Origin of the sequence: Pseudoduganella lurida, from assembly GCF_007830455.1 — a bacterium.
Lineage (GTDB): Bacteria > Pseudomonadota > Gammaproteobacteria > Burkholderiales > Burkholderiaceae_D > Rugamonas > Rugamonas lurida.
On record NZ_VLLB01000005.1, the window covers coordinates 337,960 to 354,377 of the forward strand.

At 65.5% G+C, this 16,418-nt stretch carries 14 protein-coding genes; 7 read left to right on the plus strand and 7 right to left on the minus strand.

What is annotated here, in order from left to right:
- The first annotated feature begins 4 nt into the window (after positions 1-4).
- Positions 5-313: a DUF1272 domain-containing protein gene (locus IP91_RS16220; RefSeq protein WP_145650111.1), complete on the plus strand. Its 309-nt coding sequence runs from the start codon at positions 5-7 to the stop codon at positions 311-313.
- 387 nt (positions 314-700) lie between these two features.
- Here the strand turns inward: IP91_RS16220 and IP91_RS16225 are convergent, their stop codons facing one another.
- Positions 701-2,260 (minus strand): tryptophan halogenase family protein, encoded by a 1,560-nt coding sequence (locus IP91_RS16225; protein ID WP_145650112.1) that lies wholly within the window; start codon positions 2,258-2,260, stop codon positions 701-703.
- 440 nt (positions 2,261-2,700) lie between these two features.
- On the opposite strand from IP91_RS16225, the gene IP91_RS16230 reads away from it, so the two are divergent.
- The 3 genes from IP91_RS16230 to IP91_RS16240 all read left to right on the plus strand — a co-directional run bounded on the left by IP91_RS16230 (position 2,701) and on the right by IP91_RS16240 (position 7,222).
- Positions 2,701-5,148 carry a TonB-dependent receptor gene (locus IP91_RS16230; protein WP_229474530.1) on the plus strand — a complete coding sequence of 816 codons (2,448 nt, stop codon included), beginning with the start codon at positions 2,701-2,703 and terminating at the stop codon, positions 5,146-5,148.
- A gap of 138 nt (positions 5,149-5,286) precedes the next feature.
- Entirely contained in the window at positions 5,287-6,735 is a 1,449-nt protein-coding gene (locus tag IP91_RS16235; RefSeq protein ID WP_145650114.1) for an esterase-like activity of phytase family protein, read from the plus strand.
- A 292-nt stretch (positions 6,736-7,027) separates the two neighbouring features.
- Positions 7,028-7,222: a hypothetical protein gene (locus IP91_RS16240; RefSeq protein WP_145650115.1), complete on the plus strand. Its 195-nt coding sequence runs from the start codon at positions 7,028-7,030 to the stop codon at positions 7,220-7,222.
- Between the two features lie 120 nt (positions 7,223-7,342).
- Here the strand turns inward: IP91_RS16240 and IP91_RS16245 are convergent, their stop codons facing one another.
- The 6 genes from IP91_RS16245 to IP91_RS16270 form a co-directional block, all read right to left on the minus strand.
- Positions 7,343-8,701 carry an MFS transporter gene (locus tag IP91_RS16245; RefSeq protein ID WP_145650116.1) on the minus strand — a complete coding sequence of 453 codons (1,359 nt, stop codon included), beginning with the start codon at positions 8,699-8,701 and terminating at the stop codon, positions 7,343-7,345.
- Between the two features lie 90 nt (positions 8,702-8,791).
- Entirely contained in the window at positions 8,792-10,111 is a 1,320-nt protein-coding gene (locus IP91_RS16250; protein WP_145650117.1) for a GH1 family beta-glucosidase, read from the minus strand.
- A gap of 154 nt (positions 10,112-10,265) precedes the next feature.
- A complete protein-coding gene (locus IP91_RS16255; protein WP_145650118.1) occupies positions 10,266-10,490 on the minus strand; it encodes a hypothetical protein in 225 nt (74 codons plus the stop codon).
- A gap of 23 nt (positions 10,491-10,513) precedes the next feature.
- Positions 10,514-10,807, minus strand: coding sequence for a DUF3144 domain-containing protein (locus IP91_RS16260; RefSeq protein WP_158643161.1), 294 nt, complete (start codon positions 10,805-10,807; stop codon positions 10,514-10,516).
- A 55-nt stretch (positions 10,808-10,862) separates the two neighbouring features.
- Positions 10,863-11,042, minus strand: coding sequence for a hypothetical protein (locus IP91_RS16265; RefSeq protein WP_145650120.1), 180 nt, complete (start codon positions 11,040-11,042; stop codon positions 10,863-10,865).
- A gap of 153 nt (positions 11,043-11,195) precedes the next feature.
- Positions 11,196-11,828 (minus strand): TetR/AcrR family transcriptional regulator, encoded by a 633-nt coding sequence (locus IP91_RS16270; protein WP_158643162.1) that lies wholly within the window; start codon positions 11,826-11,828, stop codon positions 11,196-11,198.
- A 206-nt stretch (positions 11,829-12,034) separates the two neighbouring features.
- Here IP91_RS16270 and IP91_RS16275 point away from each other — a divergent pair, with 206 nt between their 5' ends.
- The 3 genes from IP91_RS16275 to IP91_RS16285 are packed head-to-tail and all read left to right on the plus strand — an operon-like array spanning position 12,035 to position 16,283.
- Positions 12,035-13,183: an HlyD family secretion protein gene (locus IP91_RS16275; protein ID WP_145650122.1), complete on the plus strand. Its 1,149-nt coding sequence runs from the start codon at positions 12,035-12,037 to the stop codon at positions 13,181-13,183.
- A 12-nt stretch (positions 13,184-13,195) separates the two neighbouring features.
- Positions 13,196-14,803, plus strand: a complete 1,608-nt coding sequence (locus IP91_RS16280) for a DHA2 family efflux MFS transporter permease subunit (RefSeq protein ID WP_145650123.1) — start codon at positions 13,196-13,198, stop codon at positions 14,801-14,803.
- A gap of 16 nt (positions 14,804-14,819) precedes the next feature.
- On the plus strand, positions 14,820-16,283 hold the full coding sequence (locus IP91_RS16285; RefSeq protein WP_145650124.1) for an efflux transporter outer membrane subunit: 1,464 nt from the start codon (positions 14,820-14,822) through the stop codon (positions 16,281-16,283).
- Positions 16,284-16,418 lie beyond the last annotated feature (135 nt).

The window sequence follows — 16,418 nt, forward strand, 5'->3', positions numbered from 1 at the left end:
GCCGATGCTGGAACTCCGTCCCACCTGCGAACACTGCGACAAGGCGCTGCCGCCCAACGCGCCCGACGCACGTATCTGCTCCTACGAATGCACGTTCTGCGCGGATTGTGTGGACGAGCTGCTACAAAACGTCTGCCCGAACTGTGGCGGCGGATTCACACCGCGCCCCGTCCGGCCGGCGAGTAACCGGAAAAACAACAACTATCTGGGCAACGATCCCGCCAGCACGGTGCGCAAATACCGTCCCGTCGACCTCGTCGCTCATGCCGTTTTCGCTGCGCCGCTCCAGCAAATTCCCCCGGCAGAGCGCTGAACGCCGCACCCCTCAAAAAGTTTCCAGAAATCGGGGACTGTCCCCAATTCCAGGAAATATTTCCAAAAAACGGGGACTGTCCCTGGTGTTGAACTGTGGCGGAGGATTCACACCGCGTCCCCTCCGGCCGGCATGGAACCGGAAAAAACAACAACTATCCACGCAACGATCCCCGTGGCATGGCGCATAAGTATTTCCCGTTGACCGCGCCGCTTACACTGGTTTTGCCGCGCTGCTCAGTAAATCCCTCGGCAGAGCGCTAAGCCCCTCTCTTTCCAGAGCAAAAAATTTCCAAAAAACGGGGACTGTCCCCAATCCCAGGAAATATTTCCAAAAAAAGGGGACAGTCCCCGAGTTTTGGAAATTACGCGCGGCAGAGGGTGGTCTTCATGCGCGGCGCAAGGCGCCTTGACGCTTGCAGAAGTGCTCGACGAGCGTGCGGTGCGGCGGCAAGTCAGCCACCGCGTGGCGCGCGAGCCCGGCGATGGTCTGGAACTCGCGGCGCGCCGCCTCGAGGTCGGGCAGGGAGGTAGCGTTCGCGTGCAGGCGCGTGGCGTACTCCATCCCGTACAGCACGTACTGCCAGCTGGACGGCGGGTACATCTCCAGGTCCGTGACGAAGTCGAGCCGGTGCGGCGGCCGCGCGCGCCACATGGCCAGCTGGTCGCGCAGCGTGTCGGGGATGGTCGCCGGATCGGCGTTGTCCGTCCAGAACGCGTGGTCGGTGCGCTGCGTGAGGCAGTAATGCAGCTTCACGAAATCGACGATGCGTTCATAGCGCGTCTTCATCTGCGCGTTGAACAGCTTTGCTGCCGGCGCCAGGTTGCCATCGTGCGGGAACAGGTAGCTCACCAGGTAGGTCGCCGCTTCGATCAGCCCGATACCGGACGATTCCAGTGGTTCCAGGAAGCCGCCGGAGAGGCCGATCGCCACGCAGTTCTTCACCCACTGCGTTTCCCGGTAGCCCACGTTCAGCTTCAGCATGCGGGGTTCCCGGTCGTTGGCGGCCGGGCCGATGTAGGCGCGCAGGATCCGTTCGGCGCGCTCGTCTGACGTGTGCCGGCTCGAATACACGTAGCCGATGCCGCGCCGCTCGTGCAGGCCGATGTCCCAGGTCCATCCTGCTTCGTGCGCGGTGGCGATGGTGTACGAAGGAATCGGCGCATCGACGCGTGCGTAGGGCACCTGCATGGCGAGGGCACGGTCGACGAACAGCGTGTCGCTCACGCTGCGAAACGGCGCGCCCAGTGCCTCGCCGACGAGCCGCGCGCGAAAGCCCGTGCAGTCGATGTACAGGTCGGCCGTGAGCGCGCCCGCTTCGCGCGTCATGACAGACGCGATGGCGCCATCGTCACCGAGCGTGACCCCATCGACGGTCGCTTCGATGCGGTGCACGCCGAGCGTCTGTGCATGGCGGCAGAGGAGGGCGGCGAAGCGGCCGGCGTCGAAGTGGTAGGCGTAGTTCAGCGGGCCCAGATAGTCGCCGTCGGTCAAGCGCTTCGGCCCGTGCGACTGGTCCGCCACGTGCTTCTGCAAGGTGGCCGCGGCGGCGAACGGCACGTTGGCGCCGGCAGCACCCATCAGCCAGTAGGGCAGCAGCTCCGGGCCGCCCGGTCTCTGGCTCGGCTGGCTGAAGGGATGGAAGTAGTGATCGTGTCCCGGCGTGCCGGATGGGCGCACCCAGTGGTCGAAGCGGATGCCCTGCTTGAACGTGGCGCTGCAGTCGCGGATGAAGGTGGCCTCGTCGATGCCGATCGCCGACAGCGTGCCGCGGATCGACGGGAACGTGCCTTCGCCCACGCCGATGATGCCGATCTCCTTCGATTCCACCAGCGTGATGCGGATCGCCTGCGCATCGCGCGCGCCCAGCGTCTTCGCCAGGAAGCATGCCGCCAGCCAGCCGGCCGTCCCGCCACCGACGATGAGGATATTGCGGATGGGTGCCATGGGTCTCCTCGTTGCATGTTCTAACTGCTCAGCCCGTGTCTACTCGGGGTCAGTCACCAAAGTTGACGCGAGCTCGGCTGTAATGATCCTTCGCTGTCGAGCTCGTGTCCCGTTTGGTGCCTGACCCCGAAGTTGACACGGGCTCGGCCGTATTGTCGTCCGTTGCCATTTTGCTACAGGCCGGCATGGTGAGCCCGGGCACGTGTGCTCTCGGATCACGTCGACGATCGCAAGCACTGCCGCCCTTGCACCCTGCATTCCAATGCCTTGAATGCATTTTTTTGTTGACAGCCCAAATCCCGAATGACTACTATGAAAACGGTTTCAGAAGCTTTGCAATCGTTTTCACTCTACTTGAAATCGATTTCAATCTCAACAGCATCATTTCTAACAATATATCGCACTGCCACGCAGCAGTGCAGCAACGAAGGAGACTCATGATGACCCGCACCCTCCGCGCGCGCCGCCTCGGTACGCCCATTCAGCTCGCCGTTTTGACCCTGCTGGCCGGCCTGAATGCCGCCCAGGCACAGACGGCCGGCGTCAATGCCACGCCGGAAGTTCCCAAGGACGAGCAGCAGTCGCAGAAGGCCGCCGAAGCCAATTCCACCGTCATTCCCGAGGTCTACGTGACGGCCACCAAGCGCAGCACCTCGCTGCAGCGCACCCCCGTTGCCGTCACGGCCATCAGTGCCGCCACGCTGGACGACAACCACGTGCAGACCATCCAGGACGTCGTCAACCTGGTGCCGGGCTTCTCGGCCACCAGCCAGGGCGACCACGGCGTGATCACCATGACGATGCGCGGCATCGGCAACGACAGCGCGAAGACGGAATACGCCGACCCCGAAGTGGCCATCTTCGTCGACGGCATCTATTCGCCGCGGCCGGAAGGCGCCACCACATTGCTGTTCGACCTGGAAGGCATCGAGGTGCTGCGCGGCCCGCAAGGCACGCTGTGGGGCCGCAACTCCACCGTCGGCGCCGTGAACATGCAGACCGCCAAGCCGTCGCTGGGCAGCACGTCCGGCTACGTGGAAGCAGGGCTCGGCGACTACAGCCGGGTGGGCGGCCGCGGTGCATTCAACGTGCCGCTGTCCGACAAGGCCGCGCTGCGCGTCGCGTTCGTGCACGAGCAGCATGACGGCTATGTCGACTACCAGGCGCCGCCGAACATCCCGCTGGCGCAGCAGCAGGCCGCCGCCGCACCGGTGATCGCTGCCTGGAACGCTGCGCATCCCGGCAACCCGATCGCCTTCCAGCCGATCAACACGAACCTGTTCGTGCAGGGCGGCGACAAGTACAACGCGCAGGACCAGACGGCGCTGCGCCTGTCGCTGCTGTGGGAGATCACGCCGGCGCTGCACTGGAACCTGTCGTACGAGCGTTACCAGGACCGCGGCACGCCCGGCATGAACCTGATGCAGACGCCGCGTCCCGGCCAGGACCGCTGGTCCGCGCTGATCGACACGGCCCCTTCGCTCAAGCGCGATTCGAACTCCGTGCGCAGCCGCGTGGACTGGGCGATCAGTCCGGACCTGGCGCTGGCCTACATCGCGGGCTGGTCGTCGTTCCACGGCTCGTCCACGTACGACCAGGATGGCGGCGTGCTGCCGCCCACCAGCTTCACCACCGGCGGCAGCGCGCAGGCCAACAACACGGTCTACTCGAAGTACAAGAACTACAGCCACGAGGTGGAGCTGCAGTCGGTCGGCAAGAAGGATGTCGATTGGCTGCTCGGCCTGTACTACGCCAACGAGAACAACGGCATCCGCTTCGACATCCCGATCATCAACGGCACCCAGCAGGGCACCGTGAACTGGCAGGGCTCCTTCATCCAGCCGAAGGAAACGGTGGAGTCGAAAGCCGTGTTCGGCCAGGCCACGTGGAACGTGAACGACCAGCTGCACATCACGGGCGGCGCGCGCTACACGGACGACAAGCGCGCCAACATCGGCGGCACCGGCAATGGCTGGACGGGCGATGCGACGGTGCCGCAGATCCCGCTGAACCCGAGCGTGAATCCGTTCGCACCGGGCTCCGGCTACAAGACCGATTCGTTCAACTCGGGCCGCTTCAGCGGCAGCAAGGCCACCTGGCTGGGCCGCGTCAGCTACGACGTGACGCCAAGCTCGATGGTCTATGCCAGCGTGTCGACGGGCTACAAATCGGGCGGCCTGCAGGATGGCGGCAAGCCGTATGGCCAGGAGACGCTGACCAACTACGAGGTCGGTTCGAAGAGCACCTTCTTCAACGGCATGGTGCGCATGAACAACGCGCTGTACTACGAGAGGTTCAAGGGCTTCCAGTTCAGCGCCCCCGTCACGAATCCGGACGGCAGCCACAGCCTCTCCACCTTCAACGCGGAAGGCGCGAAGATCTACGGCTTCGAGACGGAAATCGCGGCCAAGCTGACGAAGGCCGACCGCCTGCAGTTCACCGGCACCTACACGCACGCGGAACTGGGCCAGCTGATCGGCGGCTCGAACGACTACACGCTGCCGCCATGCCCGATCAGCGGCATCAGCACCTGCCTGGACGTGACGGGCAACACGATGCCGCACTCGCCGAAGTGGAGCACGCAGCTGATGTACCAGCACGTGTTCCAGCTGCCGGCCGGTACGCTGACGCCGCGCCTGTCCGCGCACTGGGAATCGGCCAGCTGGCTGTCCGTGTTCAACCTGGGCGAGCCGGACCGCCAGGGCTCGTACGGCAAGCTCGATCTGGGCCTGCGCTACGACGCGGACCAGAAGTACTACGTGGACCTGTTCGTGCGCAATGCCACGGACAAGGAAGTCAAGACCAGCGCGCAGAATCCGCAGAACATCTGGCAGGCCCAGTACCTGCCACCGCGCACCATCGGCTTCAACGCCGGCTACACGTTCTAGGTTCCCAGGCCTTCACCGGTCTCTCCTTCACCCCGGCGCTCCCCCGAGTGCCGGGGTGTTTTTTTTTGTGATGTCGTTGTCATAACGCGGTCATCCTGCGTCCCTACACTTTGCGCCTCCGACTCCACCGCGCAGAGCATGAACCAGATCCGCTTTCCCTTTCCCCGCAAGGCCCTCTTCCTCGCAGCAGCGCTGGCCGCATCGGCACTGAGCGCCTGCGGCGGGGGCGACGACGACGACCTCCCGGCCGTCCCCACGCTGGCCGGTTTCGCCAGCCTGCCGGCCGATTCGTATGTCGATGGTCCCACGTCGGGCCAGTTCGTCAACGGCGGCGACCTGACCAATGCCGTCACGAACTACGGCTACACGCTGCCGTTCACGAACCGCCAGCCGATGCAGGGCTTCTCGGCGTTTGCCGCGGCACCCGCGGGCGGCTGCTGGTACGTCATGCAGGACAACGGCTTCGGTTCGAAAGCCTCGTCGCCGGACGCGCTGCTGCACGTGTATGCCATCCAGCCCGACTGGGCCAGCGGCAAGGTCGTGCCGGCCAGTTTCTCCACCTGCGCCACGCTGGCCGGCTTCAATGCCGACAGCTACATCCGCCTGCGCGATCCCGACCGCAAATTGAGCTATGCGCTGGTGGCCGATGGCGCGAACTATCCCGGCACGAGTTCCAGCCCGGCCGGCAGGACGGTCGCGGTCGACCCGCTGATCAGGTCGAACCGCCTGTTGACGGGCGGCGACCTGGATGTCGAATCGTTCGTGCTCGATGCGGACGGCAATTTCTGGTTCGCCGACGAATTCGGTCCCTTCCTCGTCAAGACGGACCGCACCGGCAAGGTGCTGGCAAAAGAGGTGGCGCTGCCGAACACGCAGAAGCTGGGCAGCAACCCGCTCGTGCAAAGCCCGAACAACCCGCTGCTCGGCACGGCCACGGCCAACCTGCCCAACTCGGGCGGCCTGGAAAGCATGGCGATCGACCCGGCCGGCAAGCGCATCTACACCCTGCTGGAGCGCGAGCTGTCGGCCGATACCGACCCGCAGCGCCGCATCATCAATGTGTTCGACATCCGCACCAACGCCTTCCTGCCCACTTCGTACTCGTATCGCGTGGGTAGCGGCACGTATGTGAACGCGGCAGGCGTCACGGTCAACGAGGTCTACTCCGTCAACGACATGACGGCGATTAACGACCACGCCTTCCTCGTCGTCGAGAAGGACCGCGGTGCCGGCGATGCCCGTTCCGGTCTGTTCCCTGCCACGAAGGCGGACCGGGTCGCCGCGAAGGTGAAGAAGGTCTACCGGATCGACCTGAACAAGGTCGACGCCAATGGCTACCTCGTAAAGGAGGAGGTGGTGGACCTGATGAATATCGCGGACCCGAAAGGCCTGGGCGGCGCGGCCACGATCGGCGGCGTGTTCACGTTCCCGATGGAGTGCGTGGAAGCGGTGCGCATCGTGGACCGCCACACGCTCATGCTCGTCAACGACAACAACTATCCGGGCGGCGCCGGCTCGCGCAATCCGAAGAAGCCGGACAACAACGAGTTCATTCTCGTGCGGCTGCCAGTGGCGCTCGATCTCTGAGGCCACGACGATAGTGGCAAGGCGGCGCATGGCACCGCTTTTTTTGCTCACGATTCTGGTGCCTTCAACGGGCGATTCTGCAATACGGGCGAGAACACGCAGGTGCGCTTCGCGGGAAACGTGACGCCGGCCAAACAGGAACAGTTGCGCGAGGGCGTGATGGCGCAGCGACACGGTGAACGGGAGCGCAACGCAAAGCCGCTGGGCGAGCGCGAGTTCGATGGCGTGACCGGCAACCGGCCACGAGAATCATGCGCAATACCCTACGGATGCCGCGGGCGGTACCGTCGACGTGGTCAGCGAGTCCTGGTACTCGAAGGACCTGTGCGTGGGGGTCTCCTGCAAGCTGGACGACCCGCGCCGGGACAGCTGGGAGACGACCATGTCGAAGATCGATCGCAGCGAGCCCGATGCGGAGCTGTTCGACATCCCGCGCGGCCACGGGCGGCTGGACGTCACGTGGGCGCCGGCCGCTGATTCGCGTTAATGCCGAGCTCGTGTCCGTGCCGGGGTCTGGAAGGAACGCGGCCGTGCATGGCCGCGTTCCTTCACAGGCGCCGGGCGATGCTCGACGAGTTCCCTGTTGCGCCCCAGGGTGGGTACGGGCTCAGCCTTCCGCGTGATGGAAAGGCGCGAACCACGTGACGAGGAATGACGGAATCGTGGCCGCCATCACGAACCAGAAATAGTGGACGTAGCCGAGATATTCCTGCAGGTGGCCGCTGACGCTGCCGGTGACCAGCATGCACAGGCCCATCAGGCCGGTGCCGAACGCGTAGTGCGTGGTGGTGTACTTGCCCGGTGCCAGCTGCTGCATCAGGTAGATCATGAAGCCCACGGAGCCGAAGCCGAAGAAGAATTTTTCGATGGCCACGCCGGCGCTGATCACCAGCAGGTCGGTGGGCTGGTAGATCGCCATCAGCAGGAACGTCACGTTCGGGATGTTCACCGCGCAGCACAGCAGGAACAGCGTGGGGCGCAGGCCGCGCCTGGCCACGAACAGGCCGCCCAGCAGGGAGCCGAGCAGCACGGCCGCCAGGCCATAGGTGCCGTACACGATGCCCAGCAATTCGTTCGACAGCCCCAGGCCGCCTTCCACCTTCGGGTCGACCATGAAGAACGGCCCGATCTTTTCCAGCAGCCCGATGGACAGGCGGAACAGGAACGCGAAGCCGATCATCAGCCACACATCGCGCTTCTGGAAGAAGGTGATGAACGAATCCTTCAGGATGGCTTTTGCTTCGTCGATCGACTGCGGCGCGTTCGCCGCTTTCGCGCCTTCCGGCATCGTGCGCAGGTGCCACAGCGCCATCAGCAGCGTGATGCCGGCCACGATCCAGAACACGATGCGCCAGCTGTCGATCCAGTCGGGCCCGAACACTTTCGGGTCGTGGTGGAAGGTGTTGGTGTGCAGCCAGCCGGACAGGTAGACCAGGCCACCGGAAGCGACGATCGGGCCGATGTTCCAGGACAGGCTCTGGATGCCGCAGTACAGCGACTGCGAGCGGGCATCGAGCGCGGTGACGTAGACGCCGTCCGACGCGATGTCCTGCGTGGCGCCGACGAAGGACAGCACCACGAACAGCGCCACCATGATCGCCATGTAGCCGGGCAGCGACATGGCCAGCGCCACGGCGCCGAAGCCCATGGCGATGGCCAGCTGCGCGCACAGCACGAAGAATTTCTTGGTCCGGTACATCTCCACGAACGGCGCGAACAGGGGCTTGATCGTGTAGGCCAGGATCAGGTAGCTGGCGTATTCGGCCGCCTTGCCGTTGTCCATGCCCAGGTTCTTGAACATGATGGCCGTGACGCTGGTGAGCATCACGTACGCCAGCGCCATCGTGAAGTAGCCGGTCGGTACCCACAGCAGCGGATGGGAGCGGCGGGTACCGCCGCGGGTATCGGCAGGCAGGCTGGCGGAGGGCAGGGCGTCCGGCGTGCTGCCGGCGGCGTTCGTGGTCATGTCGTCTCCTCGATTCTCGATCATTATCGCCGCGGCTATGCTGCCGCTTGGCGGATTGTGCACGTTCCTGCGTGGCGCTGTGCGAACCCTTCAGCGCTGCTGGCTGTCGATGAAGTCGCGGTACCACAGCGCGCTGGCCTTCGGCGTGCGCTTCTGGGTCGCGTAATCCACGTGCACGATGCCGAACCGTTTCGCGTAGCCGGAGTTCCATTCGAAATTGTCCAGCAGGCTCCACAGAAAATAGCCGCGCACGTCGACGCCGCTGCACATCGCCTCGCGCAGCGCCGCCAGGTGCCATTTCACGTAGTCGATGCGCTGCGTGTCGGCCACCTCGCCGCCGACTGGCCGGTCGGCGCTGGCCATGCCGTTTTCCGTGATGTAGATCGGCGGCAGGTCGTATTCCTCCTTCAGCTTGAGCAGCAGCTCGAGCAGGCCGATCGGGTAGATTTCCCAGCCCATGTCCGTCGTGCCCAGCTCGGCCGGGGCCTGGCGCGGCGGGTCCTCCGCGCTGCAGTAAGAGCGGAAGTAGTAGTTCACGCCCAGGAAATCGATCGGCTGGCGGATGATGTCGAAGTCGCCGTCGCGCACCTCCGGCGCATTGGCACCGTGGCCGCGCAGCGCGTCTACCGGGTAACGGCCCTTGAAGATCGGGTCCATGAACCACTGCACCGAGCGGGTGTATTCCCATGCCGCCAGCGCGCGGTCGGCGGCGCTGTCGGTGGCCGGGTCGGCCGTCCACTGGTTCAGCACGATGCCCAGCTCCGCGCTGGACGCCACGGCGCGCATCGCCTTCATGGCCAGCCCGTGCGACAGCAGCAGGTGGTGCGAGACCTGCACGGACTGCCTGACGTCGCTGACGCCCGGCGCGAACTGGGCGTTGCCGTAGCCCAGGTTTGCCGTGCACCACGGCTCGTTGTGCGTTGCAATCGTTTTCACGCGATGGCCGAAACGGCGCGCCACTTCCGCAGCGTATTCGGCGAAGTGATAGGCGGTGTCGCGGTTCAGCCAGCCGCCTTCGTCCTGCAGGCCCTGCGGCAGGTCCCAGTGGTACAGCGTGATGTGGGCGGCGATGTTCTTGCGGTCCAGCTCGTCCAGGAGGCGTTCATAGAAGGCGAAACCGGCCTCGTTCCAGGCACCCTTGCCGGCCGGCTGCACGCGCGACCACGCCATCGAGAAGCGGTAGGCCTGCAGGTGCAGGTCGGCCATGATGCCCACGTCCTCGGCGTAGCGGTGGTAGTGGTCGCAGGCCACGTCGCCATCGCTGCCGTCGATGACATTGCCCGGCGTGCGGCAGAAGGTATCCCAGATGGACGGCCCCTTGCCGTCGGCGCTGGCGCCGCCCTCGATCTGGAACGCACTGGTGGCAACGCCCCACACGAAGGAGGGCGGGAAATGCAGTTGGTCGGTCATATGGTCTCTGGAATTTGAAAACGATTTCATGCTTCTCGGGCATTAAACCGCAAGGGCGAAGCCGTGTCAATCTCGGCAATGAAAAGGTCGGGGAGGGGGCTGCAGGGCGTGGGGGAAGGCCGGGACGGCGATGAAACAGGTGAGAAGCGCGGCATCAGGGGAAACGCGCGGCGTCAAGAATATGCGCGGTATCAGGAGCGACGCGCGGCATCAGGAAAGACGCGCGGTAAGAAGAGAATCGCGCGGCATCAGGAAAAACGCGCGGTGAAGAGAATCGCGCGGCATCGAGAAAAAAGCGCGGTATGAAGAGAATCGCGCGGCATCCAGAAATACGCGCGGCATCGGGAGAGACGCGCGCATCAAGAAAGACGCGCGGCATCGGAATCCCGCGCGGAGGCCTGGTCACGGCGCCATGTATTTGTCGAAGTTCTTCTCGTAGTCGGTGACGTTCTCTTCCATCATCTTTTCGAACTGGCCGCGGAAGTATTCCAGCGACTCGGCGCGGCTGGCCGCCAGCTGCTCGGCGCTGCCGGCATTGTGGGCCAGCAGGTAGGCATTGAAACGGGTGGCGGCAAACAGCAGGGCGGCGCCGGCCACGTGCGGCGGGGCGCCGCTGGCCTCGCCCTGTTCGTTGGCGTGGCGGATGAACTGGTCGATCAGCTGCCAGAACTGCTGGTCGTGGTTTTCTTCACTCATGGGATCTCCAAATAAAAAAACCGGGCACAGCCCGGTCGTCATGTGTCGGTGGCGGTCAGCTGGCGATGAAGCGCTCGGGGATTTCCATCCCGTCGTTGGCGGCATCGGCATAGGCGCGCAGTTCGCTGATCGCCAGTTCCAGTTGTTCGGGAGTGGGGTTCGCCTGGAAGCCGCGGATGCGCTCGTTCAGCGCCGCGACTTTCTGGCTCCATTGCAGCCGGTCAAACTTGCTCATACAGTTCCCCTGTCGATTCTGATTTAAGGTCGCCAGTATCTCTGGCGGTAACACTGTCCTCTGTACGGTAGCGTACGGAAGAGCTGTCCCCAAGGATGGGCCCGCGCGCCGCCGTCGTCAAGCATTGTCAATCGAGCACTACCACTAAGCCGGTCACGAAGATGCGGGCCCGAGTTTTGCCCCGCCGAGGAACAGGTCCACCCGCTGGCCCAGCAGGGCCGGATCGATGCCGTCCGCGCAGGGCAGCATGAACAGGTAGCGCTTGAGCTGGTCGCCCATCAGGCAGTTCATCAGGTGGATGGCCAGCACGTCGGCCGGCAGGTCGCGCAGCTGGGCACGCACGTCCGGCCGCGAGAAATAGCGCTGCAGCGCGGCGCGCGTGCGCTGCGGGCCGCCCTCGAAGAACGCTTCGGCCAGTTCGCGGTCATGGTGCGCCTCCGCGATCACCATGCGGTGCAGCTGGATGACGGGGCCGGACGAGATCAGCTCGTGCATGCGCAGGCCGAAGTCGAGCAGCACCTCGCGCATCGGCGCCTGCGTCGTGGCCAGGTCCTCCATGGACTGGAAGGCCGCGTCGCGGCCCGTCTTCAGGATCTCGCGGAACAGGCCGCTCTTGCCGCCGAACTTCACGTAGATGGTGCGCACCGCCACGTGGGCCTTGCGGGCGATCATTTCCAGGCTGACCTTCGAATAGCCCTTTTCCAGGAACAGCTGGAACGCCGTCGTCATCAGCTCCTGGGTGCGGGCTTCGCTCTCGCAAGCCTTCGGACGGCCGGCACGGGCCACCGGGCAAGGCTCCTGCTCGGGCTCCTGTTCAGTCGGTACTGCGGGGTCTTTTGATTTGCTGGCCATTGATACGTGGAAATACCTAAAGCGTTGGATGGCATCACTGTAAGGCACATCAAAATGAAATGCAACCGTTTCATTTCTTGACTTCCCCAAACCTTTATCCAATAATGCGCGGATACCATTTCATTTCTCGGAGTGCCCCCATGTCCACCCAGCCAGAACAAAAAGTGCTCAACGCCGTGCCGCCAGCTGCCGCTGCTGCGCCTGCCGCGCCAGCGAAAAAGCCGAACCGGCGTGTCCTCATCATCGCCGGCGTGATCGCCGTGGCCGCGCTCGCCGCCGGCGGCCGCATGTGGTACCGCAGCGCGCACTTCGTGGAAACCGAGAACGCCTATGTGACGGGTCACGTGCATCCGGTATCGTCCCGGATCGCCGGCACGGTCACGAAGGTGCTGATCGAGGATAACCAGTATGTGAAGGCGGGCGACGTGATCGCCGAGCTCGACCCGTTCGACCAGCGCGTGAAGGTCGACCAGATGCGCGCGCAGATTGCCAGCGCGGAAACCCAGGTGCTGCAGGCCGAGGCGCAGATCGCCCAGGTGAAGGCACAGGCTGCCGCTGCGGCCGCGCAGGTGAAGCAGTCGCAGGCACTGCAGGTGCGTGCCAACCAGGATGCCGACCGCTACAGCCAGCTGTACACGAACCAGATGAAGGCCGTGTCGAAAGCCGAGCTCGATGCCGCCAACGCGGGCCGCGCCAGCGCTGCCGCCGACGTGGCCGCGCGCAAGGACAGCGCCACCGCCGCCAATGCGCAGATCGCCGCCGCGCAGTCCGCACGCGACGTGCTGAAGTCGCAGATCGACGTGCTGAAAGTGCAGCTGAAGGACGCCGAGCAGCAGCTGGCGTACAACCAGGTGCTGGCACCCGTGGCCGGCCGCGTGGGCCGCCGCACCGTGGAAGTGGGCCAGCGCGTGACGGCGGGCCAGCAGCTGACGGCGCTGGTGCAGGACGACGTGTGGATCACCGCCAACTTCAAGGAAACCCAGCTGGCCGACATGCACGTGGGCCAGCCGGTGCACATCAGCGTCGATGCGATTCCCGGCCATGAAGTGACGGGTCGCGTGGACAGCTTCGCGCCGGCCTCCGGCAACCAGTTCGCGCTGCTGCCGGCCGATAACGCCACCGGCAACTTCACGAAGATCGTGCAGCGCGTGCCGGTCAAGATCACGCTGAAGCCGGAAGACCAGAAGGCGCTGGCCGGTCGCCTGGTGCCGGGCATGTCCGTGATCGCGGAAGTGGCGATCGGCGACGACACCCGCGCCCCGGCCCAGCAGCAAGCCCGCGTCAACTAAGCGGCGCCCGCAATGAGTTCGCAGACTACCGCCGCCGCGCCGCCGGGCGGGCCGGCGATGGGCCAGGCCACCGGCGCCGTGTCGCCGCGTACCTGGATCGCCGTGGCCGCCGGCATGCTGGGCGCCTTCATGGCGGTGCTGGATATCCAGATCACCAACTCCTCGCTGAAGGACATCCTCGGTTCGCTGTCCGCCACGCAGGAAGAGGGCTCGTGGATCTCCACCGCCTACCTGGTGGCGGAGATCATCGTGATCCCGCTCACGGCGCTGCTCACGCGCGTGTTCTCGCTGCGCGGCTACATGATGGGCACCACCGCGCTGTTCCTGCTGTTCTCCACGCTGTGCGGCTTCGCCTGGAACCTGGAGAGCATGATCGCCTTCCGCATGCTGCAGGGCTTTACCGGCGGCGCGCTGATACCGATGGCTTTCACGCTGGTGATGTCCAAGCTGCCGCCGCAGAAGCGCGCGACGGGCATGGCGCTGTTCGGCCTGACGGCCACGCTGGCGCCGGCGATGGGCCCGACCTTGGGCGGCTACCTGACGGAGCTGTATGGCTGGCCGTCGATCTTCTACATCAACTGGGTGCCGGGCGTGCTGCTGATCGCCGGCATCGCATATGGCCTCGACAAGGAAAAGAAGCAGCTCGACCAGCTGTGGAATGCCGACTGGCTCGGCATCGGCCTGATGGCGCTGGGCCTGGGCTGCCTGACCGTGTTCCTGGAAGAGGGCAACAGCAAGGACTGGTTCGATTCCGCCTTCATCGTCACGTTCGCGGGCCTGGCGATCTTCGGCCTGCTGGGCTGGATCGTGACCAGCGCGACGCGCGCGCAGCCGTTCGTCAACCTGGGCCTGTATGGCCGGCGCAACTTCCTGGTGGCGACGGGCCTGTCCGCCGTGCTGGGCATGGGCCTGTACGGCTCGGCGTTCCTGCTGCCGCTGTTCCTGGGCCAGATCGCCGGCTATTCGCCGATGCAGATCGGCGAGGTGATCATGTGGGTCGGCCTGCCGCAGCTGTTCATCATGCCGTTCGTGGCCAAGCTGTCCTCGAAGATCGACAACCGCATCCTGTGCTCGTTCGGCCTGCTGCTGTTCGGCGGCTCCTGCCTGATGAACGCCTACATGGATGCCACCACGGGCTACGACCAGCTGATGCTGTCGCAGATCATCCGCGCGCTGGGCCAGCCGTTCGTGATGCTGACCCTGTCGAACTTCGCCATGAACGGCATCGCGCCGAAGGACATGGCGTCCGCTTCGAGCCTGTTCAACATGACGCGCAACCTGGGCGGCTCGATCGGCATCGCCCTGCTGGCAACGGCGCTCACGCAGCGCGAGCACTTCCACTCGGCTCGCCTGGGCGAATCGGTGACGAGCTTCTCGCTGGCCACGCAGGAACGGCTCAATGCGATGACGCAGGCCTTCATCGGCCAGGGCTTCGATCCGGCCAACGCGGCGGATAAGGCCTTGAAAGCAATTGACGGCATCGTGCGGCGCGAATCGTTCGTGATGGCCTACAACGACGGCTTCTTCCTCGTCGGCTGCATCCTGCTGTCCTGCATCGCGATCCTGTGGCTGTCCGACAAGGTGAAGTCCCCGTCCGGCCCCGGCGGCGGCGGACACTAAAATTTTCGAGGTAACTATGTTCTTCAAGAAAAACATGACCCTGGCGGTGGCTTCGGCCGCACTGATCCTGTCCGGCTGCGCCACCGTGGGCAGCGACTTCAAGGCGCCGGCCAATGTCGCCGAGGCGAGCTTCCGCCATGCGCAGGGCACGACCGACGCCGCGGCGCACCTGCCGCAGCAGTGGTGGAGCGTGTTCGGCGACGCGACCCTGAACCAGCTGGAGCAGCAGGCGCTGGCCGACAGCCCGAGCGTGAAGGCGGCGGCGCAGCGGCTGTTGCAGGCCGAGGCCCAGCTGGGCGTGGTGCGGGCGAACGACCGTCCGCAGCTGAACGTGAGCGCCGGCATCTCGAACTCGCGCACCTCGGCCAATACGTCGCAGGGCATCGCGCTGGGCCGCCGCGCCATCGAGGGCAACAACTACTCGGTGGGGACGTCGTTCTCGTACGAGCTGGACCTGCTGGGCCGGGTGCGCCGTGCCATCGAGGCCGCCGATGCGCAGGCGCTGGCCGCGCAGGCCGACCGCGATGGCGTGATGCTGGTGCTGACCTCGCAGGTGGCCACCGCCTACTGGCAGCTGCGCGGCCTGGATGCCGAGACGGCGATCCTGCGCGGCGCCCTCGACACGCGCCGCGAGACCGAGCAGCTGGTCAACGCGCGCTTCGATGCGGGCCTGACGAATGAGCTGGACACGGCCCGCGCCCGCATCGAGCGCGCCAATGCCGAAGCCGATCTGGAAGAAGTGCAGCGCCAGCGCAACGCGCTGGAGCATGGCCTGGCCGTGCTGCTGGGCGCATCGCCTTCGTCGACCGTGCTGCCCGCGGTTGCCGGTACCACGACCGATGCCGCGCTGCCGCAGCCGCCGGCGATTCCCGTCGGCCTGCCGGCCAGCCTGCTGGGCCAGCGTCCCGACCTCGCGGAGAGCGTGGCCAACCTGAAGGCGGCCAATGCCAATATCGCCGTCGCGGAAGGGGCGTTCTATCCGTCGCTGAGCCTGACCGGCAACTTCGGCTTCGCGTCCGAGAGCCTGTCCGAGATCGCGAAGGGCGGCTCGCGCCAGTTCAGCTTCGGCCCGCTGGCCCTGTCGCTGCCCGTGCTCGATGGCGGCCGCAACAAGGCCAACCTGGCGGTCGCCCAGGCGCGCTACGACGAGGCGCTGGCCAACCACCAGAACCGCCTGCTGACGGCGCTGCGCGAAGTGGAAGATTCGCTGTCCGACGTGCAGCAGCGCCAGCGCCAGGGCCAGGCGCAGGCCGTGTCGCGCGAAGCGGCGCAGCGGGCCTACCTCGTCGCCCGCGCCCGCTACGAGCGCGGCCTGTCGACCTACCTGGACGTGACGGATGCCCAGCGCAGCTCGCTCTCCGCCGACCGCGCCGCCGTGCAGATCGACACGCAGCGGCTGCTGGCCGCCGTCGCCGTCGCCCGCGCCCTCGGCGCCGGCTGGCAGCCGCAGGGCGGGCTCGCCACGCTGGCCGCGCAGTAAGCCAGCCGTACAGCCGAGCCCGTGTCCACCTTGGGGTCAGACCCCGACATGGACACGAGCTCAGCCGTGTAGCGGCCGAGCTCGTGTCCGAAAACGGGGTTGACCCCAGGGTGGACACGGGCTCGGCTTTAACAT

What these genes read in the sequence shown, in the direction of transcription:
- IP91_RS16245 (WP_145650116.1), bottom strand. Translation starts at nt 8,701, where the DNA reads ATGACCACGAACGCCGCCGGCAGCACGCCGGACGCCCTGCCCTCCGCC.
- IP91_RS16230 (WP_229474530.1), top strand. Translation starts at nt 2,701, where the DNA reads ATGACCCGCACCCTCCGCGCGCGCCGCCTCGGTACGCCCATTCAGCTC.
- IP91_RS16250 (WP_145650117.1), bottom strand. Translation starts at nt 10,111, where the DNA reads ATGACCGACCAACTGCATTTCCCGCCCTCCTTCGTGTGGGGCGTTGCC.
- IP91_RS16265 (WP_145650120.1), bottom strand. Translation starts at nt 11,042, where the DNA reads ATGAGCAAGTTTGACCGGCTGCAATGGAGCCAGAAAGTCGCGGCGCTG.
- IP91_RS16260 (WP_158643161.1), bottom strand. Translation starts at nt 10,807, where the DNA reads ATGAGTGAAGAAAACCACGACCAGCAGTTCTGGCAGCTGATCGACCAG.
- IP91_RS16280 (WP_145650123.1), top strand. Translation starts at nt 13,196, where the DNA reads ATGAGTTCGCAGACTACCGCCGCCGCGCCGCCGGGCGGGCCGGCGATG.
- IP91_RS16220 (WP_145650111.1), top strand. Translation starts at nt 5, where the DNA reads ATGCTGGAACTCCGTCCCACCTGCGAACACTGCGACAAGGCGCTGCCG.
- IP91_RS16275 (WP_145650122.1), top strand. Translation starts at nt 12,035, where the DNA reads ATGTCCACCCAGCCAGAACAAAAAGTGCTCAACGCCGTGCCGCCAGCT.
- IP91_RS16235 (WP_145650114.1), top strand. Translation starts at nt 5,287, where the DNA reads ATGAACCAGATCCGCTTTCCCTTTCCCCGCAAGGCCCTCTTCCTCGCA.
- IP91_RS16225 (WP_145650112.1), bottom strand. Translation starts at nt 2,260, where the DNA reads ATGGCACCCATCCGCAATATCCTCATCGTCGGTGGCGGGACGGCCGGC.
- IP91_RS16285 (WP_145650124.1), top strand. Translation starts at nt 14,820, where the DNA reads ATGTTCTTCAAGAAAAACATGACCCTGGCGGTGGCTTCGGCCGCACTG.
- IP91_RS16255 (WP_145650118.1), bottom strand. Translation starts at nt 10,490, where the DNA reads ATGCCGCGCGTCTTTCTTGATGCGCGCGTCTCTCCCGATGCCGCGCGT.